General features: G+C 45.7%; 18 protein-coding genes. 10 read left to right on the plus strand and 8 right to left on the minus strand.

The genetic code is table 11. From position 1 onward, the window contains the following. The first annotated feature begins 310 nt into the window (after positions 1-310). The gene (locus ACIG3F_RS05550) at positions 311-1,024 is read left to right on the plus strand and encodes a 16S rRNA (uracil(1498)-N(3))-methyltransferase (protein ID WP_155861666.1); all 714 of its coding nucleotides are present in this window, start codon (positions 311-313) and stop codon (positions 1,022-1,024) included. Here ACIG3F_RS05550 and ACIG3F_RS05555 read toward each other — a convergent pair. Together ACIG3F_RS05555 and ACIG3F_RS05560 are read right to left on the minus strand one after the other, a co-directional pair. Further along, positions 998-1,978: a mechanosensitive ion channel family protein gene (locus ACIG3F_RS05555; protein ID WP_114540950.1), complete on the minus strand. Its 981-nt coding sequence runs from the start codon at positions 1,976-1,978 to the stop codon at positions 998-1,000. The two genes, ACIG3F_RS05550 and ACIG3F_RS05555, sit on opposite strands and share 27 nt — an antisense overlap. Before the next feature lie 106 nt (positions 1,979-2,084). Then, positions 2,085-2,663, minus strand: a complete 579-nt coding sequence (locus ACIG3F_RS05560; protein ID WP_396469544.1) for a DUF805 domain-containing protein — start codon at positions 2,661-2,663, stop codon at positions 2,085-2,087. 269 nt (positions 2,664-2,932) lie between these two features. On the opposite strand from ACIG3F_RS05560, the gene acs reads away from it, so the two are divergent. After that, complete coding sequence (gene acs / locus ACIG3F_RS05565; protein WP_004281359.1) at positions 2,933-4,879, plus strand: acetate--CoA ligase; 1,947 nt, start codon at positions 2,933-2,935, stop codon at positions 4,877-4,879. Positions 4,880-5,009: 130 nt separating this feature from the next. Next, positions 5,010-6,191: an acyl-CoA dehydrogenase family protein gene (locus tag ACIG3F_RS05570; protein WP_396469545.1), complete on the plus strand. Its 1,182-nt coding sequence runs from the start codon at positions 5,010-5,012 to the stop codon at positions 6,189-6,191. A 61-nt stretch (positions 6,192-6,252) separates the two neighbouring features. On the opposite strand, the gene ACIG3F_RS05575 is transcribed toward ACIG3F_RS05570, so the two are convergent. The 3 genes from ACIG3F_RS05575 to msuE form a co-directional block, all read right to left on the minus strand. Further along, entirely contained in the window at positions 6,253-7,662 is a 1,410-nt protein-coding gene (locus ACIG3F_RS05575; RefSeq protein ID WP_396469546.1) for a cryptochrome/photolyase family protein, read from the minus strand. Between the two features lie 147 nt (positions 7,663-7,809). Next, positions 7,810-8,922 carry a dimethylsulfone monooxygenase SfnG gene (gene sfnG / locus ACIG3F_RS05580; RefSeq protein WP_148335100.1) on the minus strand — a complete coding sequence of 371 codons (1,113 nt, stop codon included), beginning with the start codon at positions 8,920-8,922 and terminating at the stop codon, positions 7,810-7,812. 26 nt (positions 8,923-8,948) lie between these two features. Further along, entirely contained in the window at positions 8,949-9,683 is a 735-nt protein-coding gene (gene msuE / locus ACIG3F_RS05585) for an FMN reductase (RefSeq protein ID WP_396469547.1), read from the minus strand. A 374-nt stretch (positions 9,684-10,057) separates the two neighbouring features. On the opposite strand from msuE, the gene ACIG3F_RS05590 reads away from it, so the two are divergent. Next, a complete protein-coding gene (locus ACIG3F_RS05590; protein ID WP_004281370.1) occupies positions 10,058-10,708 on the plus strand; it encodes a response regulator transcription factor in 651 nt (216 codons plus the stop codon). Positions 10,709-10,797: 89 nt separating this feature from the next. On the opposite strand, the gene ACIG3F_RS05595 is transcribed toward ACIG3F_RS05590, so the two are convergent. Together ACIG3F_RS05595 and ACIG3F_RS05600 are read right to left on the minus strand one after the other, a co-directional pair. Further along, positions 10,798-11,559, minus strand: a complete 762-nt coding sequence (locus tag ACIG3F_RS05595) for a hypothetical protein (RefSeq protein WP_004647267.1) — start codon at positions 11,557-11,559, stop codon at positions 10,798-10,800. 411 nt (positions 11,560-11,970) lie between these two features. After that, positions 11,971-15,462 (minus strand): PAS domain-containing hybrid sensor histidine kinase/response regulator, encoded by a 3,492-nt coding sequence (locus ACIG3F_RS05600; RefSeq protein ID WP_086044222.1) that lies wholly within the window; start codon positions 15,460-15,462, stop codon positions 11,971-11,973. 183 nt (positions 15,463-15,645) lie between these two features. Between ACIG3F_RS05600 and ACIG3F_RS05605 the strand changes: the two genes are divergently transcribed. From ACIG3F_RS05605 to ACIG3F_RS05620, 4 genes are all read left to right on the plus strand, one after another. After that, positions 15,646-15,978 (plus strand): DUF485 domain-containing protein, encoded by a 333-nt coding sequence (locus tag ACIG3F_RS05605; protein WP_396469548.1) that lies wholly within the window; start codon positions 15,646-15,648, stop codon positions 15,976-15,978. Between the two features lies 1 nt (position 15,979). Then, positions 15,980-17,686, plus strand: coding sequence for a cation acetate symporter (locus ACIG3F_RS05610; protein ID WP_004729195.1), 1,707 nt, complete (start codon positions 15,980-15,982; stop codon positions 17,684-17,686). A 244-nt stretch (positions 17,687-17,930) separates the two neighbouring features. Continuing rightward, complete coding sequence (locus tag ACIG3F_RS05615) at positions 17,931-18,647, plus strand: ion channel (RefSeq protein WP_396469549.1); 717 nt, start codon at positions 17,931-17,933, stop codon at positions 18,645-18,647. Positions 18,648-18,819: 172 nt separating this feature from the next. Continuing rightward, entirely contained in the window at positions 18,820-20,790 is a 1,971-nt protein-coding gene (locus ACIG3F_RS05620) for a BCCT family transporter (RefSeq protein ID WP_396469550.1), read from the plus strand. A gap of 68 nt (positions 20,791-20,858) precedes the next feature. On the opposite strand, the gene omp33-36 is transcribed toward ACIG3F_RS05620, so the two are convergent. Beyond that, on the minus strand, positions 20,859-21,773 hold the full coding sequence (gene omp33-36, locus ACIG3F_RS05625) for a porin Omp33-36 (RefSeq protein WP_257220113.1): 915 nt from the start codon (positions 21,771-21,773) through the stop codon (positions 20,859-20,861). Between the two features lie 1,118 nt (positions 21,774-22,891). Here omp33-36 and ACIG3F_RS05630 point away from each other — a divergent pair. Both ACIG3F_RS05630 and ACIG3F_RS05635 read left to right on the plus strand, forming a co-directional pair. Beyond that, positions 22,892-24,598 carry a diguanylate cyclase gene (locus ACIG3F_RS05630; protein ID WP_396469551.1) on the plus strand — a complete coding sequence of 569 codons (1,707 nt, stop codon included), beginning with the start codon at positions 22,892-22,894 and terminating at the stop codon, positions 24,596-24,598. A 119-nt stretch (positions 24,599-24,717) separates the two neighbouring features. After that, complete coding sequence (locus ACIG3F_RS05635) at positions 24,718-25,185, plus strand: HIT family protein (protein WP_180038227.1); 468 nt, start codon at positions 24,718-24,720, stop codon at positions 25,183-25,185. Positions 25,186-25,297 lie beyond the last annotated feature (112 nt).

Consider the following 25,297-nt stretch of genomic DNA (forward strand, 5'->3'; position numbering starts at 1 on the left):
TCAGCCTAAAAAAGCGTTTTGCCTACTTTTGCGCTGTCAAAAGTAGGGAAGGCCTATACAATAATAATTTGATCTAATTATGATTTGAGGCGATGTTAAATCAATTCAAAGGGCAATCACGGCCTTTTGATGAGGTACAGAATATATTTTTTATAGCGTAGGCAGTATCTTACTTTTGTCGGGCCAAAAGTAACAAAAGCCTTTTGCAGTGCTGAAGGGACGTCCTGTCCCTCAGCACTGCAGGCGACATCCCTGTCGCCACCCTCTAGCCAATAGAGGGATATATCATATTTTTTTTGTCTTCTTTTTTATGAACATCATCCTGCTTGATTCACGTCAAACCGAAACTGAACTTTGGTCCATTACCTCAACTCGGCAACTGGAACATTTACAGCAGCATTTGCAGATCCAGGTGGGAGATACGTTAAAAGTCGGAATTCGGGAAGGTCTGCGTTACCTGACTGAGATTGTCGAAATCTCTGAAAAAGCAGTGCGCTTGAAACCGCTGCAAGAAGAAGCTGTTCCAGAAAAATTGCCAGTGACTTTAATTGTGGCCTTGCCACGTCCGAAAGTGCTGCGCCGTCTGATCATGGATAGTGTCACTTTGGGCGTTGAAAAAATCATTTTACTGCATAGCTACCGCGTCGATAAAAGCTATTGGCAAACCCCATTTTTACAGCAGTTAAATCATTATATCGAATTGGGGCTAGAACAGGCAGGGGATACGGTTGCTCCGAAAATCGAGCTATATAAACGCTTTAAACCCTTTGTTGAAGATATCTTGCCGGGTTTGATTAGTACGGATGGTCCGGCTTATGTGGCACATCCTTATGCAGAGCAAGCGATGCCATTTGCGATTGAGCATCCCTGTACGATTATTATTGGTCCGGAGGGTGGATTTATTCCATATGAAGTTGATTTACTCATAAAAAACGGCTGCCAGGCTGTGAGCCTGGGCAACCGTATTATCCGTACAGAAACCGTGATTCCTTATGTTTTAGGTCGACTGTTTAGCACGGGCTGAAGCCTCTTCATTGCCCTCACCACGATAGACTTTGACTTCCTGTACCGGATACGGAATCGAAATATTATGCTCGGCAAAAGCCTGAATCACACGTTCCTGCACCGCACTGATTGAAGTTCCGGTGCCGGTTTCAGTGGTATCGACCCACCAGAAGGCTTTCAGGGTAATGGAAAAGTCAGCCAGCGCCGTCACATTGACACTAAAGCCCGGTTGGCTGAGGATGGTCGGATCTTTATCTAAAATAGCGGTGATCAGGTCCTTGGCTTTCTGGATGTCATCTTCATAGCCGATACCCACGACGAATTCGCAGCGGCGACGGGTATAGGCGGTATTCACCGTAACCGCACTGGTGTAGACGGTCGCGTTTGGAATGACGATACGGCGGCCATCCGGTGAGCGTAAAAAGGTTGCACGAATCTGGATATCTTCAACCGTACCTTCCATGCCATTCACGATAATGTCATCGCCAATCTTGAACGGTTCACTGAGCAGAATCAACACGCCAGAGAGCAGGTTCTGGAAAATATCCTTGAAGGCAAAACCGATCGCGACCGAACCAATTCCGAGGGCACTCATCAGCTGACCCGGGGTAAAGCCAGGAACCGCAATCACCAGTCCAATCAGAATACCAAAGAAAATAATAAAGGTACTGCCGACACGGTTGAGGACCAATACCAGATTCTGGCGGGTATAAGAACGGTTTTCCAAAGTTTTACGTACGAAAAACTTGAAGACTTTGGAGAGTAACCAGAAAATTGTAATCACGATCAGTGCGATACAGAAATAAGGCACACGCTCCCAGAAGCCCTCCATGATTTTGTCAATGGTGCTGTAGGCATCATTATACTTGGCGGTATGTTCAATCACGGTCTTGGTCGTTTTTTCAGTTGCCTGATGTAACAACTCCGTGGTGCCCTCAGTTACCTGGCTTAAGGTATTGTTTTGCTCTGCCACAAAAATTCCACAATTCAAATTTTGCCTATTTTGCCTGATGTTCAGCAAAAAATTAATAAGGGCTTGAAGTCACCAGTGGATAATTTTAAAAATAACGGCGCTGTTGTTAAAAGTATTTGGTGGTTTTTTGCATCATTTCAGTAGGGGTAGGTGTTTGTTCTTCACCGCTCATATAACTGAATAAAGCGATAGATCCCAACAAGCTAAGCAGGGTCAGGATAATCATCAGCCAGGCCAGAATTTTTTCCCAGAGCAAGGTCATCCGTGCCGGACCATACTGATTAGTGCCTCGATCGCCCGAACCAAAAACGATATAAAGCCATACAAAAATGTTGACTAGCGGCAGTAAAAATAATAGCGCCCACCAGCCACTGCGGTTCATATCATGCAAACGGCGAACAGTCACCACTAAAGCGAAATACACATAGACCAGAACCATGACCAGTACACCGATACTGGCCAAGCCTTGCAATGAAATCAGCCAGTTGGGATCCATGGAGTGGGTAGAAATATTCACTATATCAATGCTGAGACCCAGTGCAATACTACCAAATAAAAAGATGAAATACAGAAATGCCGACCAGGCAATAAAGCTCAAGCGTCCGAAGCGGCCTTTCATCGACAGGGGATGATCCGATGCAGGCAGCGCAGGCGGGCTAAAGTAGGGAGATTCAGGCGATTTCATAAAGCGTATCCTGCTAAATCAGATGAAATAACCACAAGCGGTCAATTTTATTTTTAAGGGCTGTGCTACAGATCATACACATTTGCGCAGAAGATTCTGTACTGTAAGTTGTGGTTTATTTTGATTGAATTTGTATAAATAATCTACGACGAAAGCATGATTGCCGGATTTGAAATAAGCAGGCCATACTGCCATTATGCATAAAAAACAATCAACAACGCAGCATTAACCTCTCGTGATGAGATAGAACAAAATCAAGGAAGTGACCTATGCAAGAGATCTATCCAGTACCCGAAGAATTTAAAAAAACAGCACGTACGCTCGAAGACCAGTACTTTGAACGTTATCAATATTCTATAGAACAGCCAGATAAATTTTGGGCAGAACAGGCGCAACGTCTGGACTGGATCAAGCCCTTCACCCAAGTCAAAAATACCAGCTTTAACAAAGACGATTTTAAAATCGAATGGTTTGCCGATGGTCAGCTCAATGTCAGTGCCAATTGTCTGGATCGGCACCTGAAAGAACATCCTTATAAACCGGCCATCATCTGGGAAGGGGATCATCCTTCGCGGCACAAGATTATTTCCTTTGCCGAGCTGCATGATGAAACCTGCCGTTTTGCCAATGTGCTGAAGAAAAATGGCATCCAGAAAGGCGACCGGGTCATGCTGTATATGCCGATGGTTTCTGAAGCTGCGATTGCTATGTTGGCCTGTGCCCGGATCGGGGCGGTGCATTGCGTGGTATTTGGTGGTTTCTCGCCAGATTCTTTGGCCAGCCGGATTGAAGACTGTCAGGCGAAAATGGTGATTACAGCCGATTCCGGCATGCGCGGCGGTAAGGCCATTCCGCTGAAAGCCAATGTCGATGAGGCACTAAAACTGGCAGGTACAGACTCGATTCAAAATGTAATGGTGGTACACCGCACCGGTAACCCGATTGAAATGCAGGAAGGGCGTGATCTGTGGTATCACACGGAAATTATGTCAGTGAATGACATCTGCCCACCGGAACCGATGAATGCCGAAGATCCGCTGTTTATCCTGTATACCTCAGGTTCCACCGGCAAGCCCAAGGGCGTGATGCATACCACTGGCGGTTATCTGACTTATGTGAATTGCACCTTCCGTGAAGCGTTTGATATCAAGCAGGATGATGTGTTCTGGTGTACCGCAGATGTCGGCTGGATCACTGGACATTCCTATGTGCTGTATGGGCCACTTTCGAATGGGACCACCACTGTGATGTTTGAAGGTGTACCGCAATATCCAAGCTGGGCGCGTACCGGACATATTGTCGATAAGCATAACGTCACCATTCTCTACACTGCACCGACCGCGATCCGCGCCATGATGCGTGAGGGCGATGCTTTTGTGCGGGAAAGTGATCGCAGTAGCCTGAGAATTTTAGGTTCAGTCGGTGAGCCAATTAATCCGGAAGCCTGGAACTGGTACTACACCGTGGTCGGTGAAAGCCGCTGTCCCGTCATCGATACCTGGTGGCAAACCGAAACAGGCGGTTTCATGATTACACCATTGCCGGGTGCGACTGATTTAAAACCGGGTTCTGCGACACGGCCTTTCTTCGGGGTACAACCGGCTATTGTCGATGCTGATGGCAAGGAACTGGAGGGTGAAGCTGAGGGAAATCTGGTGATTAAGGATTCCTGGCCGGGTCAGATGCGTACCATTTGGGGAGACCCGGAGCGTTTTATTGAAGCTTATTTCTCTACCTATCCCGGTACTTATTTTACCGGAGATGGGGCGCGTCGCGATAAAGATGGTTATTACTGGATTACCGGTCGTGTCGATGATGTCCTGAATGTGTCCGGACATCGTCTAGGTACGGCAGAAATTGAAAGTGCACTGGTGGCGCATGAATCGGTGGCTGAGGCCGCTGTAGTGGGTATGCCGCATGACATTAAAGGTCAGGGCATTTGTGCCTTTGTGACTTTGCAGGCTGATGTTGCCAGTTCAGATCAATTACGTGGAGAACTGGTCAGCTGGGTACGCAAGATTCTTGGTCCAGTGGCTACACCAGACGCCTTGCACTGGGCACCGGCCTTGCCAAAAACCCGCTCCGGCAAAATCATGCGGCGGATCCTGCGAAAAATTGCAGCCGATGAGCTGGATAGTCTCGGAGATACTTCAACCCTGGCTGAACCGCAGGTGGTGGATCATTTGATCGCAGAGGTACAGCGTAATAACGCTTAAATTTAAGCTTTTCCAATACCGGCATCCCGCCGGTATTTTTATATCGGGAATAAGCTCTGCATGCTTTCGGATATAGTGACAGGCTGCAATCTGCTAAGCTCAAGCCATGCTGAATATAGGTCCAAAAACAATGAATATACGACAATCATATCTCGATCAGTTGCCCTTAGAGATTGCCCGGGAACTGGCTGAAACTTTCGCCCAGACTGCAGCAGAACGGGATAAACAGGGGGGGAATCCCAAAGCTGAGCGTGACCTGATTCGCCAGAGTGGCTTGCTTGGCCTGTCTATTCCGAAGCAGTATGGCGGTCAGGAAGCAGATTGGCCGACCATTTTTAGCACCATTCAGACCATTGCCCAAGTCGACAGTTCATTGGCCCATGTCTACGGCTTTCACCATTTGCTGATTGCGACCGTTCAATTATTTTCTCAACCTGAACAATATGGTGCGTGGTTTGAACAGACTGCCCAAAATAATCTGTTTTGGGGTAATACTCTAAATCCACTGGATCGTCGTACCACAGCCATAAAAGTTTCAGAAAACGAATATATTTTCCATGGTGATAAAAGCTTCTGCTCGGGTTCGATCGATTCAGATATGTTGTTGTGTTCGGGCTATAACGAAGCCGGAAAATTGCTGATAGGTGTGATTCCGACCCAGCGAGAGGGTGTGAGTTTTCTGGGTGACTGGAACAATATGGGCCAACGCCAGACCGACAGTGGTACCAGCCATTTTGAGCAGGTCAACATTCATGAAGATGAATTGCTGTTAAATCCAGGTCCACTGAGTACGCCGTATTCCAGTCTACGGCCTTTGATTGCCCAGCTGATTTTCGTGCATCTGTTTTTGGGCGTGGCAGAAGGAGCATTTGAAATCGCCAGACAGGGCGTACAGACCCAAAAAGCCTGGTCCAAATCACTGGCAGACGATGCAGTGAATGATCCTTTTACCCAGAAGCATTTTGCCGAGTTTTATGTACAACTGGAAAGTGTACGCTTACTGGCAGATAAAGCGGTTCAGACTTTACAGGCAGCCTGGGAGCTTGGGAATGATTTAACAGCTGAGCAGCGCGGTGAAGTCTCAGTTGCCATTGCCACAGCCAAAATTGCCGCAACCAATACCTCTCTCTATATTACCCAGAATATTTTCCAGGTGATGGGTGCGCGGGCCACCACGGCCAAGCTCAATCTTGACCGTTTCTGGCGCAATGTCCGCACCCAGACCTTGCATGACCCGATCGATTATAAATATCAGGAAGTGGGGGAATGGGTGCTGACTGGAAAAGTGCCTGATCCGAGTTTTTATTCCTGATCTAAAAATAAAACAGCCTCTTTATCGGAGGCTGTTTTATTCGGGATGAAAAAGTTTGGTTTTAAATTTGCTTAAACGCTTCAATCGCTCTTACACGAGAGGCTTTTAAATCCACAATCGGTTTTGGATAATCCAGTGCAAGATCCGGATTTTTAGCATAGGGTTCATGAATAGATTTAGCATTCAGATGTGTCAGTTCTGGCACCCATTGACGGATGTAATCCCCATTCGGGTCAAACTTCTGTGACTGGCTGACCGGGTTAAAAATCCGGAAATAAGGTACGGCATCCATGCCGGTCGAGGCACACCATTGCCAACCGCCATTGTTCGCTGCCAAATCGCCATCAATCAGATGCTGCATGAACCAGCTTTCTCCCAGACGCCAGTCAATCAGCAGGTTTTTACATAGAAACATCGCAGTAATCATGCGCACCCGGTTATGCATCCAGCCAGTGGCCCGCATTTGCCGCATGCCGGCATCGACAATTGGAATCCCGGTTTGTCCTTGTTGCCAGGCAGCCAAATTATCCGGTGCATTGCGCCACTGGATGTTATCGGTATTTTCCTTAAAAGGCCGATGCCTAGATACACGGGGAAAATCAAACAGGGTATGCAGATAAAACTCGCGCCAGAGCAGTTCATCCAGCCAGGTCTGCTGACCGATATCATCAATCTGGAAATAACTGTCCTTAAACAGGGTCTGCATACATTGACGGATCGAGAGAATACCGATATTCAGATACGGTGACAGGCGGCTGGTACCATCGACTGCAGGTAGCTCTCGCTCGGTTTTATAGTGAGCTATTTTATCCTCGATAAAATCATCGAGCAGCTCAAAGGCAGCTTGATCTTCTGCAGGCCAGAGCTGGGCAGCATGATCAACCTTATAATCAGCCGCAAATTTTTGCAGATTAAAGCTGGTCAGCTGGTCTGGTAATTCAAACGGATCTTGAGGCTGAATGGCAGGATAGCAGCCCGGTATATTCTGAATCAGTCGCTCATAGCATTTTTTCTTGAATGCGCTATAGACCTGATAGGGTTGATTGGACTGATTGCGGATACTGGTTAGTGGAAACAGGCTGCGATCATGATACAGCTCGACCCGGATCTGCTGCTGTTCCAGCATCTGCTGTACCTGTGCATCACGTTGCAGTTCATTCACGCCCACTTCAATATTGGCATGTAGCGTATCAATCTGCAGTTTTTGGCACAGGCTTCGCATTTCGGCAGGCAGGTCTTGCCATAAGGGAATATTTAAAATGATTAATGGAATATTCAGCTGCGTTAACTGCTGCTTTAAGATGCTGAGGCGGCGCAGATAAAAATCGATTTTAATCCGGGCATCCTGATGCAGTTTCCATTGTTCGGGAGAGAGAACCACGAGAGCAAAACAGGGTCCTTGCTGCGTGGCATGCCAGAGCGCGGCATGATCATGAATGCGGAGGTCTTGACGAAACCAGATCAGTTGCATTGTTAAAATTCTTGGAAAGTCGTTAGTGCAGAATTTTAAGGAATTGATGGTCTTAAACCTAGCCAGACAACAATTTTATCACATAAAAAAATCCCCCAAGCCGAGCCTTGAGGAAGGGAATGAATCTGCTGAGATTTATTGGAATGATTATACGGGCTCAGCTTCTTCTTGCTGCACAGGTGTTGCCTGTTGTGCTTCAAGCTCACGGACCAAAGGCAGCACCTTCTGGCCAAAATATTCAACCTCTTCAATAAAGTGCAGGAAGCCTGACAGAATCAGATCAACGCCAACTTTTTTCAGCTCGATAATCCGTTCAGCAATCTGCTGCGGTGTCCCGATCAGATTGGTGCGGAACCCGTCATTGTATTGCACCAGATCTTCAAAGGTGGATTTGGCCCAGTTGCCTTCACCTTCCTGACTTGCTGCGCCGGCTTCACGGGTCGCTTCACCAAAAGATTTCACTGCCTGCACATTGGCCTTGCTAATAATTTCCTGCAATACAGCCTGAGCTTCTTCTTCGCTATCCCGTGCAATCACAAAGGCATTTACGCCGATTTTCACCGAGTGATGATTTGCCTTGGCTTTTTCACGAATATCATCGATCTGTTTTTTCAGCTCTTCCGGGGTATTGCCATTGGTGAAGTACCAGTCAGATACGCGAGAAGCCATATCACGTGCTGCCCGGGAACTGCCGCCCTGAAAGATTTCAATATGCGGTTTTTGTAGCGGTTTTGGACTCAGGGTATAGTCTTTGAATTGATAATATTTACCTTCAAAATTAAAGTTATTCTGGCTCCAGACCCCTTTCAGGCTACGGATAAACTCTTCCGAACGGGCATAACGCTCGTCATGTTCCGGCCATTCTTCACCAATGGCATCAAACTCACCGCGGAACCAGCCACTGACCACATTGATCGCGATCCGGCCATTGCTCAGATGGTCAATCGTCGCCAGTTGTTTTGCAGCCAGTGCCGGCTTCCATGGACCCGGCAGAATCGCGGCAATGACTTTCAGGCGTTCAGTTTTGGCCAGAATGCCATGACTGAAGCTGACCGATTCATGCTGGTTTTCTGCGTTATAGCCGGCAGTAAAACGGATCTGGGTCAGGGCATAATCAAAGCCTGCCTGTTCAGCGGTTTGTGCCAGACGCACGTTATAGTCATAGCTCCAGTCGGTGCGCTGCTCGATATTACTAACCACCAGGCCACCACTGACATTCGGCACCCAATAGGCAAATACGATATTTTTATCATTCGACATATTCATCGCCCTCTGCAATGCTGTGTTCAAGCCACTTGAGTCTTTGGTGCTTTCTTGCTGTGCAAGCGCGATTCTGCGGCATCCAGGCTCGGCACGGCTGCTGAAGGCAGCACTTCTTCCTGTTCGATCTGCTTGTTAATGCCCAGATTTTGACTCGCTTGAATGGTTTTTTCTTTGATGACTTCAGCACGTTGTCCCTTGGCTGGTGCCCATTCAAGAATCGGCAATGCACGCGCCACAGCCAGGGTAATCCGGTCGCGGAGCAATTCACTGTGAATGGTATATTCAGGGGTGAAATCGCGGTCGGTGGCATAGACCCCAATCGGTAAAGTCTGTGCCTGAAAGAAGCTGAATAAAGGACGCAGTTGATGTTCAAGCACTAGCGCATGACGGTCACTGCCACCAGAAGCTGCCAGTAATACCGGAACATCGACCAGCGCCGTTTGCTCAACAAAGTCAAAGAAATGCTTGAACAGGCCGGTAAATGAAGCGCGGTACACAGGAGTGCCCACAATCAGCGCATCTGCGGCTTCTACTGCTGCCAGATCATTCTGAACGCGTTGCGGCAACTGATTGCGATAAATCGCGCCGCCCAAGAGCGAACCAATTTCGCTAAATTTAATGAAATGCACATTAATAGATGTCGCTTCTCCAAGCTCATCCAGAATCGCCTGAACCAAAGCTTCGGTTTTTGAAGGATGATTTAAACCGCCAGATACGGCCACAATATTTAAGGGTTTTTGCACATTAAAATTAGACATATTTAGAACCTGAAAATAGGGTTAATCTCGGAATGACCCTATTAATCCCGATTCAGCGAAGGGCTGTAAAATAACGAAAAGCTGAAAAGTTATCTGATTTTGCGATATACGACAAAGGCCTGATTTTTAAGGAAGGTTTTGTGGGTAAGTGAATGATATTTATATTTATATTGAATAAAGATAAGCTTTTTCAGTGAGGAATAAGTGATATATAAAAAAGTGATGAGAATTAAACAATTATTGCAATAGTGCAAAAATGGGCAATTTTGAAGAAAAACTGCATATTATTTTAAAAATTGTAGTGTCTTGCATATCCTTAACCGGGTTGTGTGGTTAGAATAGGGACTACCGTGCCAAGATCTCTCACGTTGCCTATGAATATTTTAATCGTTGATGATCATCCACTATTTCGTCATGCCTTGATTCAAGCTGTACGTTATAGCCTGCCACAAGCCCAGATTCATGAAACTGCGGCAGTCAATGAATTTTATGAACGTCTAGAAAATGGCCCTGAGCCTGATCTTGTGCTGCTGGATTTAAACCTGCCGGGCGCTTCCGGCTTTTCTGCCCTGGTGCATGTCCGCGCACAGTATCCGTCTTTACCGATTATTGTTGTGTCTGCACATGAAGAAGTCAGCATCATCCAGCGTGCGATCGCGCATGGTGCGATGGGCTATATTCCTAAATCTGCTCACCCAAGCCATATCGGTGAAGCGATTCGTGAAGTGCTGGAAGGTGAAATCTGGTTACCGCCAAATCTGCCAGCCAATATGAATTTTGATCCGCGTGCTGCCGATGAAACGGCTTTGGCAGAACGGATCCAGTCTTTGACGCCGCAACAGTTCCGGGTATTGATGATGGTGGCTGAAGGTTTATTAAACAAGCAGATTGCTTATGAACTGGATGTATCAGAAGCGACGATTAAAGCGCATGTGACTGCAATCTTCCGTAAGCTTGGCGTACAAAACCGCACACAAGCGGTATTGGCCATTAATGCACTGAATATTGAAGACCGCAAAATGTAAATTCTGCATATACGAATTGAAAAAGACCTCCTTGGAGGTCTTTTTTTATGGGCAAAATCTGCAAAATTGAGTGCAAAGGCCTGAATCAGCTAGGCGATATAATCCTGCTTGCGGGTGAAATCATCACAAAACAATGGATTTAAGGCACATTGCAATTCGTCAATCTGCTCTTCGGTGACATAACCTTTCGATTTCAGATATTCCGCCACGCGATCATCACGCAGACTCAGGAAAGTCGCATCATAAACACCGAGATCGACAAATAGTGCTGCAGTTTCCAGACTGTTAAAACGATCCAGATAAACTTCATTATCATACATCAGGAAGACATGTTCGTCGCGCGTATTCGGATCGACATGTAAACGTTGTGCCAGTTCATGTGGGCAGGTTTTGATAAATAACAGATCAGACAGCTCATCAAACTGGCTGGTGTCCAGACAATCTTCTTCATTTTTGACTTTACCCAGCCAGGCCTTAAAGACCAGTACCGCGCCACCACGCAGCAACATGCTCCAGATCTGATGACGGGTCTTTGCTGGAAGGTCCTCTGTTTCAGCTTCTAAAGACTGAATCAGCTTGTCTTCCTGTTCAGCAATCTTTTCAAATAGTCCCAGACCTTGCGGCTTGTAGGCATAAGGTTCAAAGACATCAAAATGTAATTCGTCAAAGACTTGCAGTGCCAGGGGTACTGCACTCTGATACAGCGTTTCCAGTGCCTGATACTGGGCATCATTCAGCTTGCTGTATTTAAAGATCTGTGCCCAGTCAATGCTTGGCAATAAGGCATTGGCGCCATATTGACGGTGAAACTGCTGGGTCTGATTCAGGCCATGGTTTTGATCTATGTTCATGTGAAGAACTCCGATATGCAGAAATAGATCAGCGACCAAAAAAATTAAGGCTGCATAAGATGGAAACTGATCGTTTCTTATTCCCCTATTTTTAGAGCCAAGTGCAGGGGATAAAAAATACGACTAAAGTTATAGTAGTGGAAAATTACTCTTTAATTTTTATTAAAAACAATAAGATAATTAATTGTAACTAAGTGTACACATGTACATTAATACATTCGTCAGTTTTTGCCATAGTGAATTAAAAAATGAGCATTTTGGTCAATTTATTCAGCTGTATTTTCGGCATATTTGCTGCTTTTAGCACATTAGAATAAATTTTATGCAAGCTAGGTAAGTTTATGTGGCAGTTGAGTATAAAAAATGCCCATTTCAGGGTGTGAAATGGGCATTGATCAGATCGTTATCTACTTAGGAGTCGGAAATTTTCAGTCCAGATAACCATGAACGTAATGAGGCCGGTTTCAGCGGTTTTTTCAGCAGAACAATGTTTAGCTCTTTTAGACGTTGCGGCAATTCCGGATCGGAATCGGCGGTAATCAACGCGACCGGAATATCCTTCGAACGATGTTCCAGAATGAAATCCAGACCGATCTTGTCCTGATTCAGATGTTGATCCACCAGCCAGACCTGAATATTTTCCTGCTGAATCAGCATGGCTGCTTGTTCAGGTTCAGTGGCTTTAAACACCTGATAACCCCATTTGGTCAATAAGGTCGACATGCCTTCCAGAATGGTTTCATCATTATCCAGACACAGAATCTTAAAGGCTTTGCTCTTTAAAGGTACGGCCTGAACCGGTGCTGCAACAACTTTAGGTGCCTCAATCACAGGCACTTCAATCATAAAGCAGGAGCCTTTGCCCAGCGCAGAAGATACATGCACCGGATAGTCCAGCATGCTGGTCATGCGTTGTACGATCGCCAAACCTAGACCCAGACCCTGTTCACCCCAAGGTGAGGTGTGACCGCAACGTTCAAATTCCTGAAACAGCTTGATGCGCTGTTCTTCGGCAATGCCGGGTCCGGTATCCCAGACACCAATGCGGATATGATTCGGTCTGCTACTCGAACGTAACACACCCACCACCACTTTACCTTTGGCGGTATAACGCAGGGCATTGCTGACAAAGTTCTGGATAATCCGGCGAATCCATTGCGGATCGGTATCAATCCAGAACTGTGCATCATGCACACTGAACTTGATACCACGCTGTGCAGCGATGGATTTGAACTGGAGTTCCAGATCGCTGAGCAGGTCATGCAGCGGATAAGCCTGACGTTTCGGCTGAATGGTCCCGCCTTCCAGTCGGGCAATATCCAGCAGGGCAGACAACATGCTTTCTGCACCATGCAAAGCACGATCCAGTTGTTGTAAGGTCTTGCGGTCTTCATCATTCTGCACGCTTTGTTCGAGTGCGGTACTGAACAGGCGCGCGGCATGCATTGGCTGCAACAGGTCATGACTGGCGGCTGCAATGAAGCGGCTTTTTGACATATTGGCCTTATCGGCCTGTTCACGCGCCAGTTGCTGCTCGGACAATGCATCGGCCAGCTGCTGGGTACGGTCCTGAACGCGGGCTTCAAGCACGGCTTCATTTTCACGGAAAGCAGTAATATCGGCGAAAGTGGTAACGAACCCGCCGCCTTCGATCGGATTGCCGCGCATCTGAATGACACGGCCATCTTTACGAATCCGTTCAAATTCATGGGCACTGCCGACCTGCATCCAGTGAATCCGTTTCCGTACATGTTCTTCAACCGAGCCCGGGCCACATTCACCACGTTCAGCGTTATAACGGATCAGGTCTGCGATTGGACAACCGACATAGACAATATCGGTCGGATAATCGAACAGTTTCAGATACTGATTGTTCCATGCGACCAGACACATGTTTTCATCGACTACGCTGACCCCTTGGGTCATGTGATCAATCATGGTCATGATCAGATTCTGATTGAAGCGTTGCCATTGCGAGGCCTGATCGAGAATATTGGCGACCTGACCCAAGGCCAGGCCATTATTGACCATGGCGGTAGTAAGCAGGGTACGTGCTGAAGCTGCCCCGATAGTCCCCGCCAGATACTGTTCAGTGAAACGCCACCACATGCCATTGGCACTGCTGTTTTCATTCAGCTCAACGCTGTTTTGGGTACAGAATTGCTGGAAAGCGCGTGTGGTTGGGCCTTCGCCGGTAATGCGTTTGGCCAGGGTAATCAGATCGCCGACTTTTAAACGGGCAACATCCTGATGCGAATAGCTGACCTCGGTAGAAGGACTCTGCGAGGGTAGTGGCTTGGTTTCATAATAGAAGAAACTTTCGGCTTGAATCTGTTCGGCAATACTCGGACGGAAAATACGGGAAATCCAGATATACAGCAGGGTATTTAAGCCCAGTGCCCAAACTACGCCATGCGTCAGTGGATCAAAAGACTCAAAACCGATCAGGGCTTCCGGTCTTAACCAGTTCCAGCCAAAAGGCCCTTGATTCAGCAAGCTTTGGCTAAAGCTGCTATAGGCTTCTGGCAGGCTTCGCAAAATGGTTGGAAACAGCAGGGTATAAGCCCACAAGGCAAAACCGGTCAGGAGTCCAGCATAGACACCCTGTTTACTACCGCCACGCCAGTACAGGCCACCGATCAGGGCAGGGGCGAATTGTGCCACCGCACTAAATGCCAACAGACCAAAAACCGACAACTGGTCAATATCATTAAAGAAATTGAAGAACAGGAAGCCCATCAACATCACGCCCAGAATACAGACCCGGCGGGTAAATTTCAGCACCAGCGGCAAGCGTTTGTCATGCCGGGAAATCAGCTTTAAACGCCACAACGCCGGCATGATCAGGTCATTGCTGAGCATGATTGACAGTGCCACGGAAGACACCAGCAGCATCCCGGTAGAGGCAGAGAAACCACCCAGAAATGCCAATAAGGTCAACCAGTCCTGATTATAGCTAAGTGGTAAGGACAGGACCGCCACATCCGGAATGGCCAGGTATTGCGGTGCAGCATGTAGTGCCCAGCTGGCAATGGGAATAATCGCCAAGGTAGTCAGAATCAAATAGACCGCGAACCAGCGTCGCGCACCACGAATATGTTTTTCATCACGTAGCTCAACCACCGCCACATGGAACTGGCGCGGCAGGCAGATAATGGCCAGTGCCGCCAGTAGGGTCTGAATCCAGAAACTTTGTGGTACGCCAAACAGTTGCACATCATGAAAAGTGGTACTGATATCGCTACTGATCTGTGCCAGATTTTCTGGTGCTTCAAACATAAAGAAACAGGCGACTGCCAACAGGGCAAAAAGTTTAACAAAAGACTCAAATGCTACGGCCAGCATCAGCCCGCCATGCTGTTCAGTATTGGCAATCTGCCGGGTACCAAACATCATCGCCAGTATTGCCAGAACCCCAGTTAGAAACAGCACGCCATTGGTCGTGCCGGTTACACCTGCGGAAGGTTCTAGAATGACGGCGGCACTTAAGGCAATCGCACGTAACTGCAAGGCCAGATAGGGCACAATCGCCACTACCGCCAGAATGGTTACCAGCGAGGCGAGGGGACCACTTTTACCATAGCGTGCTGCGACAAAGTCAGCGATCGAAGAAATGGCATGATGCTGCCGCACCCGTCCCAGACGGCGCCAGATGTCATAGCCGACGGCAACGAAGAGCAGGGGACCCAGATAGATCGGCAGGAAAATAATCCCTTCACGTACCGCAGCACCCGTGGCGCCATAAAAGGTCCAGGAGGAGCAGTACACTCCTAAAGTTAAACTAAACAATAGCATGCGCCCACGGGTACTCAGCCGGCTGGCATGTTTTTCCCCGTAGAAAGCGCAGATAAAGAGTAATGCGATATAGAGGGCGAGTACCCCTATGATGAGCCAACTGTTCATATAGCCTGATGTGTACTGAGCATGCCGCTATGATAACGCATCGTGAACGCTACAGTTTAAATTGATCATTTTTTAACGACCAAAGTCTAAATTACAAGCACCTACGATTATTGTTAACTTGCACCAGTGATAATTCGAATTAAAAAATAGGCAGCCCAAGGTTGGGCTACAGGAGTAGTAATTATGGATGAGGTACAAGTAGATCGTATTCTACAAAATCCAAAATTCAAGGAAATGGTCCACAAGAAAAGTATGCTCAGCTGGACGTTGACCGGCATTATGCTATTTGTCTATGTGGGTTTCATGTTGCTGGTTGGTTACAACAAAGAATTTCTATTGTCTTCAATTTCAGGTGGTGTGACTACGTGGGGTATTCCACTCGGTCTGGGTATCATTGTCCTGTCGTTTATCTTGTGTGGTGTGTATTCCTACATTGCCAATAACAAACTTGATCAATTGACTGAAGAAGCAATCCGTGAAGTCGAAGCGATTGCGCATGAAAAAGGACACCACTAAGATGAAATGGAATTCTCTTATTGCCCTGGCGACCACGATAGTGGCTTCAGGCGTTGCATTCGCTGGTCCTGATCTGGGTGCAGCAGAACAGCAGGCGACCAACTGGCACGCGATTATCATGTTTGTGATTTTCGTAGGTGCTACGCTGTTTATTACCAAATGGGCAGCAAAACAAACCACCAATACCAAAGACTTCTATACTGCCGGTGGCGGTATTTCCGGTTTCCAGAATGGCCTGGCGATTGCCGGTGACTATATGTCAGCTGCATCGTTCCTGGGTATTTCCGCGATGGTATTCCTGTCCGGTTTTGATGGCTTGCTGTATTCACTGGGTTTCATGGTGGGCTGGCCGATTGTATTGTTCCTGGTGGCAGAACGTCTGCGTAACCTGGGTAAATACAACCTGTCAGACGTAGTGTCTTTCCGCTTGCAGGAAAAACCGGTACGTACCTTGGCTGCTTTAAGTTCACTGGTTGTGGTCGCGTTCTATCTGATTGCACAGATGGTGGGTGCAGGTCAGCTGATCAAACTTCTATTCGGTCTGAACTATAACATTGCAGTCGTGATCGTTGGCTTGTTGATGATGGCCTACGTGATGTTCGGCGGTATGTTGGCAACCACTTGGGTACAGATCATCAAGGCGGTGATGTTGCTGTCTGGTGCAACCTTTATGGCATTCATGGTTATGAAAGGTGTGGGCTTCAGCTTTACCAACATGTTTGAACAGGCGATTGGTGTCTACTCAAAAGTACATGACTTGAGCCTGACAGATGCGACCAAAATCATGGGTCCGGGTAGTCTGGCATCTAATCCGATTGATGCGATTTCTTTAGGTCTGGCATTGATGTTTGGTACCGCAGGTCTGCCACATATCCTGATGCGTTTCTTCACGGTAAAAGATGCCAAAGAAGCGCGTAAATCAGTCGTGGTTGCTACAGGCTTTATTGGTTATTTCTACCTGCTCACCTTCATCATTGGTTTCGGTGCGATTCTGTATGTATCGAACAACCCGCAATTCCTTGACGTTGCGAAAATGGCAGTGACTGGCAAGCTGGAGCTGGTCGGTGGTAATAACATGGCGGCGGTGCACCTGTCTGATGCAGTGGGCGGTGACCTGTTCATGGGCTTCATTTCTGCAGTTGCATTTGCCACGATTCTTGCAGTCGTTGCTGGTTTGACCCTGTCAGGTGCTTCAGCAATTTCGCATGACTTGTATGCCAACGTGTTGAAGAAAGGCCAAACCACGCCTGAATCTGAACTACGTATGTCTAAAATTGCGACTTTAGGTCTTGCGATCTTCGCGATGATTCTCGGGATTCTGTTCGAGAAACAAAACGTAGCCTTCATGGTCGGTCTGGCATTCTCTGTTGCGGCATGTGCCAACTTCCCGGTACTGGTATTGTCTATGTTCTGGAAAGGCTTGACGACACGTGGTGCAGTGATTGGTGGTGTTGCAGGTCTGGTAACCGCAGTAACCTTGATTGTGCTGTCTAAAGCAGTATGGGTCGATACTTTGGGTATTTCTGATACGCCAGTGAACCCGTTCAATGGTCCTGCAATCTTCGCGATGCCATTGTCATTCTTGTGCTGCTGGTTGTTCTCTGTGACGGATAATTCGGCACAGGCTCAGGCAGAACGCAAAGCCTTTGATGCGCAGTTTGTACGCTCACAAACCGGTATTGGTATCTCAGGCGCATCGGATCACTAAGATCTGCGCTACGCTAAAAAAGCCCCGTCAGGGGCTTTTTTATGGAGATATCATCAAGTTTTTTCTTTAGGATAAATGCCGTATTGCATTGAGCTGGCTGGATTTGTGCAGTGTTATTTCAGTAATTTTCATACAAATCGTATATCTGCAAGTGGCTTTGAGCATGCTATGTTAAAAGCTGTTAACAATAACAATGTATTCCCTACATGAAGATAGTAACAAGAATAGCAACAAGAAGGGCATTATGAAGCAATCTCTGCAGCAGTTCTGGAACAGCTTTACCCATTTGCCTTCGGCATGGCTGTTGTGCCTGCAATTGCTGATCTTGCTCTTGTCGGTATTGAGTTATGGAAGCATGTCTTATCGGGCGGGAACCTGGGTACTGGGTGTTCTGGTTTTGCTGGTGATTGCCAGAGTCATTCGCCAGACTCCGATGTTTACCATTTTAGGACTCAGCTTTGTCGCCGGCGCAATTCTCTTTTCCTCCCTGATTGTGATGGGACTGCGTTATACCTGGATCCATGTCACCGCCCACCTGTTTGAAGCTGGTGCTTATTTTAGTGCAGCCTATGGCCTTTTGCGTTATATGTTCCATGACCGTTATCTGACCAAGGATGAACTGTTTGCCGCTGGGGCGGTATTTACCTTGCTGGCCTGGGGCTTTGCCTTCCTCTACAGTATCTGTCAGCTGCTGGTGCCGTACAGCTTTTCAGACCCCGATCTGCAAGCCTATCAACCCTGGCTGGATCTGATTTTTCTCAGTTTCAGTGTGCAATCTGCAACAGGACTGTCTGATATCATGCCGGTCAGTCCGGTCGCACGGATGCTAGCCATTATCCAGATGTTTGTCGGGGTGATGTATCTGGCGCTGATTGTATCCCGCTTAATTGCCTTGCAATATATCGCACGTCTACCGCATAAAAAGAACGTGAAAAATAGAGAAAACCCGCCTGGGCAATGAGACTCATCCTTTTATTGTATTTGTTACAGTAACTTAACGGCTTTATTTTGTGTCACATCCTAAAATAGCAGGAGATCTAGCTCCCATAGACTGAATCTGTCTGATCATTTTGACCTTACCAATAATTATTTGACGCTGTTTGTCGATCCAATTTTTAAAAAATGGAGGATGTATGCCTTCCACAAAACCATCCTGTTTTGCCAATATCAATCCAAATGTTTTTATCAGTACTGTCGCCATTATTGCGATATTTTTAGCGTTGGTCGTATTTGCACCCGATGCTTTTTCAGTTTTTACCCAGCAACTGAACCAGTGGATTACCACGTCCTTTAGCTGGTTCTATGTATTGTCGGTGGCGATATTTATCATCCTTCTGGCTTATATTGCCCTGTCGGATATGGGCAAAATCAAACTGGGGCCCGAGCATAGTCAACCGAAATATAGCAGTGCCTCCTGGTTTGCGATGTTATTCACCGCAGGCATGGGGATTGGCCTGATGTTCTTTGGTGTGGCCGAACCGGTGATGCATTATGTTACGCCACCTGCCGGTGAACCGGAAACTGTACTGGCTGCACAACAATCTATGCGGGTCACCTTTTTCCACTGGGGCTTACATGCCTGGGCCATTTATACGCTGGTTGGCCTATCGCTAGCTTATTTTGCTTACCGGCATCAATTGCCTTTAAAAATTCGTTCGGCCTTATATCCGCTGATTGGTCAAAAGATCTATGGTCCGATTGGAGATGGCGTAGATACCTTTGCCACTATTGGTACGGTATTTGGTGTGGCCACCACACTGGGTTTTGGGGTGACCCAGATTAATTCAGGCTTAAATTACCTGTTTGGTGTTGAACAGGCACCCAGTACTCAGGTCATTTTGATTATTGTGGTCAGTGCCATGGCGGCGACTTCCGTATTTTTTGGATTAGACAAAGGAATTAAACGTTTATCTGAACTAAATTTGGTACTTGCACTGCTGTTGCTGATTTTTGTCTTTGTGGCAGGTCCGAGTATTTATCTGTTACAGACGACTATTCAGAATGCCGGCCAGTATGTTTCAAATCTGTTCAGTATGACTTTTAATCTGTATGCCTATCAGCCAAGTGGCTGGATTGGGGGCTGGACCATCATGTACTGGGCCTGGTGGATTTCCTGGTCGCCATTTGTCGGGATGTTTATTGCCCGGGTCTCGGAAGGCCGCAGTATTCGTGAATTTATCGTGGGTGTATTGCTGATTCCGACTGGATTTACCCTGATCTGGATGGGCTTTATGGGCAATGCTGCGCTGTATAGCATTATGCATGAAGCTAATACTAGCTTGCTAGAAGCAGTTCAGCGTGATTCATCTGTGGCTCTATTCGAATTTTTAGCGAACCTGCCTTTCAGCTCAGTGACCAGTATCATTGCGACTTTACTGGTGATACTGTTCTTTGTGACTTCTGCCGATTCAGGAGCATTGGTGACTGATTATCTGACAGCAAAAAGTGAAAATTCACCGACCTGGCAGCGTCTGTTCTGGACCGTGCTCATGGCTTTACTGGCCATCATCCTCTTGCTGGCGGGCGGCTTAGAGGCCTTGCAATCGGCCACGATCATGAGTGCTTTGCCATTTACATTCATTATGCTGCTGATGTGTTGGGGATTAATCAAAGCCCTACATCTGGATGTCACCAAAATGCATGCGTTGCAAGCCGCACGGATTACCCCGCGTGCGATCCAGAATCCGCGCAGCTGGCAACAGCGCTTAGGCCTGATCATGCATTATCCGCATACTCAGGAAGAGGTGCAGCAGTATATTCACCATACAGTGAATAAGGCATTTCTCAGCTTTCAAAGTGAATTGAAACGGCGCCGATTACACGTGGTGATTAGCCCGCTAGAAGACGGTATACAGCTCCGGGTTGATCATCAGGATGAAATTAATTTTATCTATCAGGTCAATGCCACTCAGACTTTAAGTCCAAGTTTTATGTCTGAACTGGAGAATGCGGGCGTAGATTCCTATCAGGCAGAAGTCTTTTTAAGAGAAGGCGGGCAGGGCTATGATGTGATGGAATGGACGCAAGAAGATCTATTGCAGGACATCATTGACCAATATGAACGTCATTTGCACTTCTTGAGTCTGGTACGTACGCCTGAGTAAATGAAGTCATAAAACAATAAAAAAGGACGCAATATGCGTCCTTTTTTGATTCAGAATCTAATCAGAAATTAGAAACGGAATTTGGCATTTACGCCGATCGTTTGAGTATCACGAACTTGAGCAGTTTGCGCAAGATTTGCTTCGTAGTTAGCATTTACATAAGATGCGCCAACTGCAACAGCAGGAGTAATGAAGTAGTTTACGTTCGCGCCCCAAGCTTTGTCTGGAGAACCAGCAAAGCTAGATTCCATATAAGAAGCACCAACGCTTAACTGTGGGTTAAGGAAAAGAGTTGTACCTAAGTTGTAGGCAGTATCTTCACCATAAACTAAACCGCTTTCAAAACCAATTGACATGTTAGTACCGTCGATTGCACCAACGTATTTAGTACGTGCAGTGATCGCATCTGTCTTATCAGCAATTGTTGCAGATTCAAGAGCAGCTTTAGCAACGCCGTTAGACACAATATTGAATGCATCTAAAGAAGCTTGGTCAGCAACGCTGGTATAACCAACAGCAACTAAGAAGTTAGGAGCAACTAAAGCACCAAGTTCTAATGCATAACGGTCGCCTTGATCGTCAGTTGCGTTAGCAGTTTTGCTATCAGCAATGGTATGGCTATAAGAAGCGCTTGCATAAACAGGCACAACTGAAGTTGGAACGTAAGCTTCACCTTTTACGCCGTAAGTATGATTTACAGTACGTGAACGTCCAGCTTCTTCTTGACCGTTTTCGCCATAGCTATACGCTAGAGCAACATTAGAAGCTTGGTTCAGGAAAGCAGCTTCAGCTAAAGGACCTTTAGAAGCGTCTACATCTTTGAAGTAGTAAGTACCTTGAACAGCGCCAGTGAAGTCTTTGTCATTTGCAGTGTTGTCGATGTACTCTGACTGACCTTGAACTTCGAATTGATATGCTTGAGCACCGGTCATCGCTAATAATACAGCAGTGGCTAAACCTAGTTTTTTCATGATATTTACCATTTTGTTACAAAAGATGTACAACATAAAACGTATTGTATTGTAACAATTTATTAAGTCAATCCAATTCGAAATCGCTATTTTTTTAAGCTAAATCATTGTATTAATTTTGTGTAAAATTCAAGTATTAGGCTCCGAAGCTATTTTATATAAAAACTCTTGTATAACAAAAATCTAGACTTTAAATATAGAATCGGGACTAAAGATTAAGGAGAAATTATGTTGTTATTTTAATCAATTAATACGATTAATTATAATATATTTATCTATTAAAACAATTAATAATAGGTGAGTTAATTCATAAATGTGTCAAGAAGTGCAAAATGTCTGGCGCATCAGGTCTTTGATTGGATTGCTTGATTTTAAAGCATCATCAGCTTGGATCTTAGAATAGGTGTCTGTTTTTTGAGCTAAATGGGCATGTTTTATAATCTTGACTGGAGCAATCGGCTTTACATTTTGAGGGGAATTTTACATAATATGAAAATCAAGTTAGAGTTCACACTTTTATAGTGATTTAGCCTGATTCTCCACAATTTTTTGTTTTATCGCCCAGCTTTCCCCAAGGTTGGGCTTTTTTTTGTCCAGCATTTTTTATTTCGGATCATTCCGTTTCTGAAAAACCTTTAATTAAAAAAGATGATAAGAAGAAATATTATAATAATTTTAAGCACCAAAATAGTGCATATTAAAAAGTAAAAATGTAGGTCTAAAATTCAATAGCTAAAAAAAACCCCAATTTTCATAGAAAATCGGGGTTTTTTCGCCAAAATTTGCGGGTAAACTAAAATATCTGCTGAGGAATAATTTAACTCGCCCTAATGCGGTGCATTATGCACCTATTTGTTGCAGGTGTAAATAGTGCAGAAAGCAAGTTTTTATATTTTTTTAGTTGCTTAAATTCCCTTGTTTTTGTAAGACTTTATAGGGAGCTGTGGTCACGAAACTCTGCATTAAAGTTGCAAATGAACCAACTTAAATATCTGAAAAATAATAGATGATAAAAACTCATTAAAAACATAAGTGAAGTGAGACTAAAGGCTTTAAGACCATCCTGTTTTATTTGTATAATAATCAATCTATTTAGCTTTGTTTGTCATATTGGGGCGTAATACAACAGCATGAATACCTTACGCTCTGAGTGGATCAGTAAACGTTTGTACTGGTCGATGTCGATTATTATTTTATGTTTACTTTGCATCTGTATTCCCTTAATTGTGAGTAGCAGTCAAAGTTATTTAAAATCCAGACAAACCTATCAACAATTGAATGCCTTACAGCAGGTCGCTGATCTGGCGAATAAAATTTCGCGTGAGCGTGCGCCTGCCAATAAAGCCATGTCCAGTTCGGTGCAGGAATTTTCCCAGCATCAGCAAGAGTTAATCAGCTATCGACAGCAGGTTGATCGGCAGCTCTCCCAGACGGTTGATGTCTTGACGGAGGTCGGTTTTAACAACCTGAATCAGCAACTTTCACAGCTTGAAATCAGCCTGAAAAAAGGACGTGCACAGGTTGATGCCTATACCCGGATGCCGCGTCAGCAACGCAGTGCGCAAGAACTTGATCAGGCAATTCTGGCCATGTTTGCTGCCTGGGAAAGTTGCCGTGAACTTTTGCGTGACGTGGCAGTGGCTTCAGATAGCTCATCGACCCCTCTGAATAACTATATTAGCCAGATTCTATTTTTATCTGATTTACGTGATCAGGCCGGTCGTGTGGCCTCGTCTATCATGGCGCATGTGACTTTTGAAGCTCCGCTTCCCACTGAAAATATTACCCGCTCTTTACAGACCCAACATCAGGTGCGTTATTTGTGGGCCTTGATTGATACCATTCAACCTGTTAAAGATAAGACTGAGGAATTCATCCGTTTACATCGGCGGGTAGAAACCGAGTTTATTCAGCAAGGCTTACCGATTGTGAGTGAGCTGATCAGTGACAGTCTGGAGCAACGTGACTACCGTTTGAGCGGAACAGAGCTGACTGAAGCGATCGTAGATAAATTTGCGACTGTGGTAGACCTGCAAACTTACCTGCTGCAATATAGCAGAGATGCCGCTATTCAAGAGATGAACAGCAATATGCAGCGTTTGATCTGGAGCGTGTTGGTATCGCTGATTTCATTGCTGACCGCGATTTCAACCATGATTTTTGCACGTAAACAGGTTTTTCTGCCGCTAATTCAGGCACGCCGCATGTTGTTGAGTTTGTCTAAAAACTTGGGTCGTCAGAAAATTGATATGCGGCTGCGTGAAGTGAATCATTCTGATTCTTTATTCGCTGCCATTCAGAAATTGCAACAGATGTTGCAAGAACGTGATGCGCTAGAGTTCCGTTTAAAGAATATTGCCCATTCCGATTCTTTGACCGGATTATCCAACCGTTTCGCGCTAGAAGAATATATTCGTTTTATGGAAAATCAGCCGGGTCAATTGAGCCAAACCTGTTTGATGATTATTGATATTGATCATTTTAAACAGGTGAATGATCAATATGGGCATATTATTGGCGATCAGGTGATTCAGCTGGTGGCCGAGCGTTTAAAGGCCAATGTCCGTGCTACAGATTTGCTGGTACGTTATGGGGGCGATGAATTTCTGGTGCTGATTGAAAATATCCAGATGCAGCAGGCATTGATTGTGGCCGATAACATTCGGGCTGAAGTGGCTGAGCGTCATATTGTGACTGCAGCAGGAGACGAGATTCAGATTTCGGTCAGTATTGGGGTTGCCATTGGTGCCGTGTCCTGGATGGCTTTATTGTCAAATGCAGATGATGCTTTGTTTGCAGCAAAGGCCAAAGGACGCAATGCGGTGGCAGAGGTTTAAATAGTATAAGCGTACGACTTAAAATTAAAAAAACATTTTAAAGTAAGGCTTTTATAGGACAGCATAAGCGCTATTTATTCAAATAAATAAAAAATTATAAAATTTCAGGAATATTTAAAATGAGTAAAAATTGCATTTTCTGTCAAATCGTTAAGGATGAAATACCCTGTCATTTGATTGATGAAAATGACAAGTTTATGGCTTTTCTGACCATCTTTCCCAATACTTTGGGCGCGACTGTCGTCATCCCAAAACAGCATTATTCGAGCTACGCATTCGAACTGGATGATCAGGTTTTGACAGATCTGATGCTATATACCAAACAAGTGGCCTTAAAGCTGGATTATTATTTTGAGGATGTGGGCAGAACAGGGATGATTTTTGAAGGTTTTGGTGTCGATCATGTGCATGCCAAATTATTTCCGATGCATCAGACCAAAGGCATACATGAGAATTGGCAATCCGTGAATTCTTCAATCGACAAATATTTCGATGCCTATGAGGGCTATATTTCATCGCATGATGCGCAAAGAGCAGATGATCAAGAACTGGCACAATTGGCTAAAGCGATTCGTTCAATAGCCTAGTGAGAGATAAAAAAACGGTGAATGAATCACCGTTTTAGCATGCTTATTGGATGGCTAAAATCTCCCCTAGCCCTAAGTCCTATATGGCATCAGATAAAGAAGAAGACTCCCT

This window comes from Acinetobacter sp. NPDC052428, assembly GCF_044547685.1.
Taxonomy (GTDB): Bacteria; Pseudomonadota; Gammaproteobacteria; order Pseudomonadales; family Moraxellaceae; genus Acinetobacter; species Acinetobacter lwoffii_G.

Bases quoted from the DNA above. Each gene is read 5' to 3' on its own strand.
- ACIG3F_RS05550 (WP_155861666.1), top strand. From the start codon at position 311: ATGAACATCATCCTGCTTGATTCACGTCAAACCGAAACTGAACTTTGG.
- ACIG3F_RS05560 (WP_396469544.1), bottom strand. From the start codon at position 2,663: ATGAAATCGCCTGAATCTCCCTACTTTAGCCCGCCTGCGCTGCCTGCA.
- acs (WP_004281359.1), top strand. From the start codon at position 2,933: ATGCAAGAGATCTATCCAGTACCCGAAGAATTTAAAAAAACAGCACGT.
- ACIG3F_RS05570 (WP_396469545.1), top strand. From the start codon at position 5,010: ATGAATATACGACAATCATATCTCGATCAGTTGCCCTTAGAGATTGCC.
- ACIG3F_RS05575 (WP_396469546.1), bottom strand. From the start codon at position 7,662: ATGCAACTGATCTGGTTTCGTCAAGACCTCCGCATTCATGATCATGCC.
- sfnG (WP_148335100.1), bottom strand. From the start codon at position 8,922: ATGTCGAATGATAAAAATATCGTATTTGCCTATTGGGTGCCGAATGTC.
- msuE (WP_396469547.1), bottom strand. From the start codon at position 9,683: ATGTCTAATTTTAATGTGCAAAAACCCTTAAATATTGTGGCCGTATCT.
- ACIG3F_RS05590 (WP_004281370.1), top strand. From the start codon at position 10,058: ATGAATATTTTAATCGTTGATGATCATCCACTATTTCGTCATGCCTTG.
- ACIG3F_RS05595 (WP_004647267.1), bottom strand. From the start codon at position 11,559: ATGAACATAGATCAAAACCATGGCCTGAATCAGACCCAGCAGTTTCAC.
- ACIG3F_RS05600 (WP_086044222.1), bottom strand. From the start codon at position 15,462: ATGAACAGTTGGCTCATCATAGGGGTACTCGCCCTCTATATCGCATTA.
- ACIG3F_RS05605 (WP_396469548.1), top strand. From the start codon at position 15,646: ATGGATGAGGTACAAGTAGATCGTATTCTACAAAATCCAAAATTCAAG.
- ACIG3F_RS05610 (WP_004729195.1), top strand. From the start codon at position 15,980: ATGAAATGGAATTCTCTTATTGCCCTGGCGACCACGATAGTGGCTTCA.
- ACIG3F_RS05615 (WP_396469549.1), top strand. From the start codon at position 17,931: ATGAAGCAATCTCTGCAGCAGTTCTGGAACAGCTTTACCCATTTGCCT.
- ACIG3F_RS05620 (WP_396469550.1), top strand. From the start codon at position 18,820: ATGCCTTCCACAAAACCATCCTGTTTTGCCAATATCAATCCAAATGTT.
- omp33-36 (WP_257220113.1), bottom strand. From the start codon at position 21,773: ATGGTAAATATCATGAAAAAACTAGGTTTAGCCACTGCTGTATTATTA.
- ACIG3F_RS05630 (WP_396469551.1), top strand. From the start codon at position 22,892: ATGAATACCTTACGCTCTGAGTGGATCAGTAAACGTTTGTACTGGTCG.
- ACIG3F_RS05635 (WP_180038227.1), top strand. From the start codon at position 24,718: ATGAGTAAAAATTGCATTTTCTGTCAAATCGTTAAGGATGAAATACCC.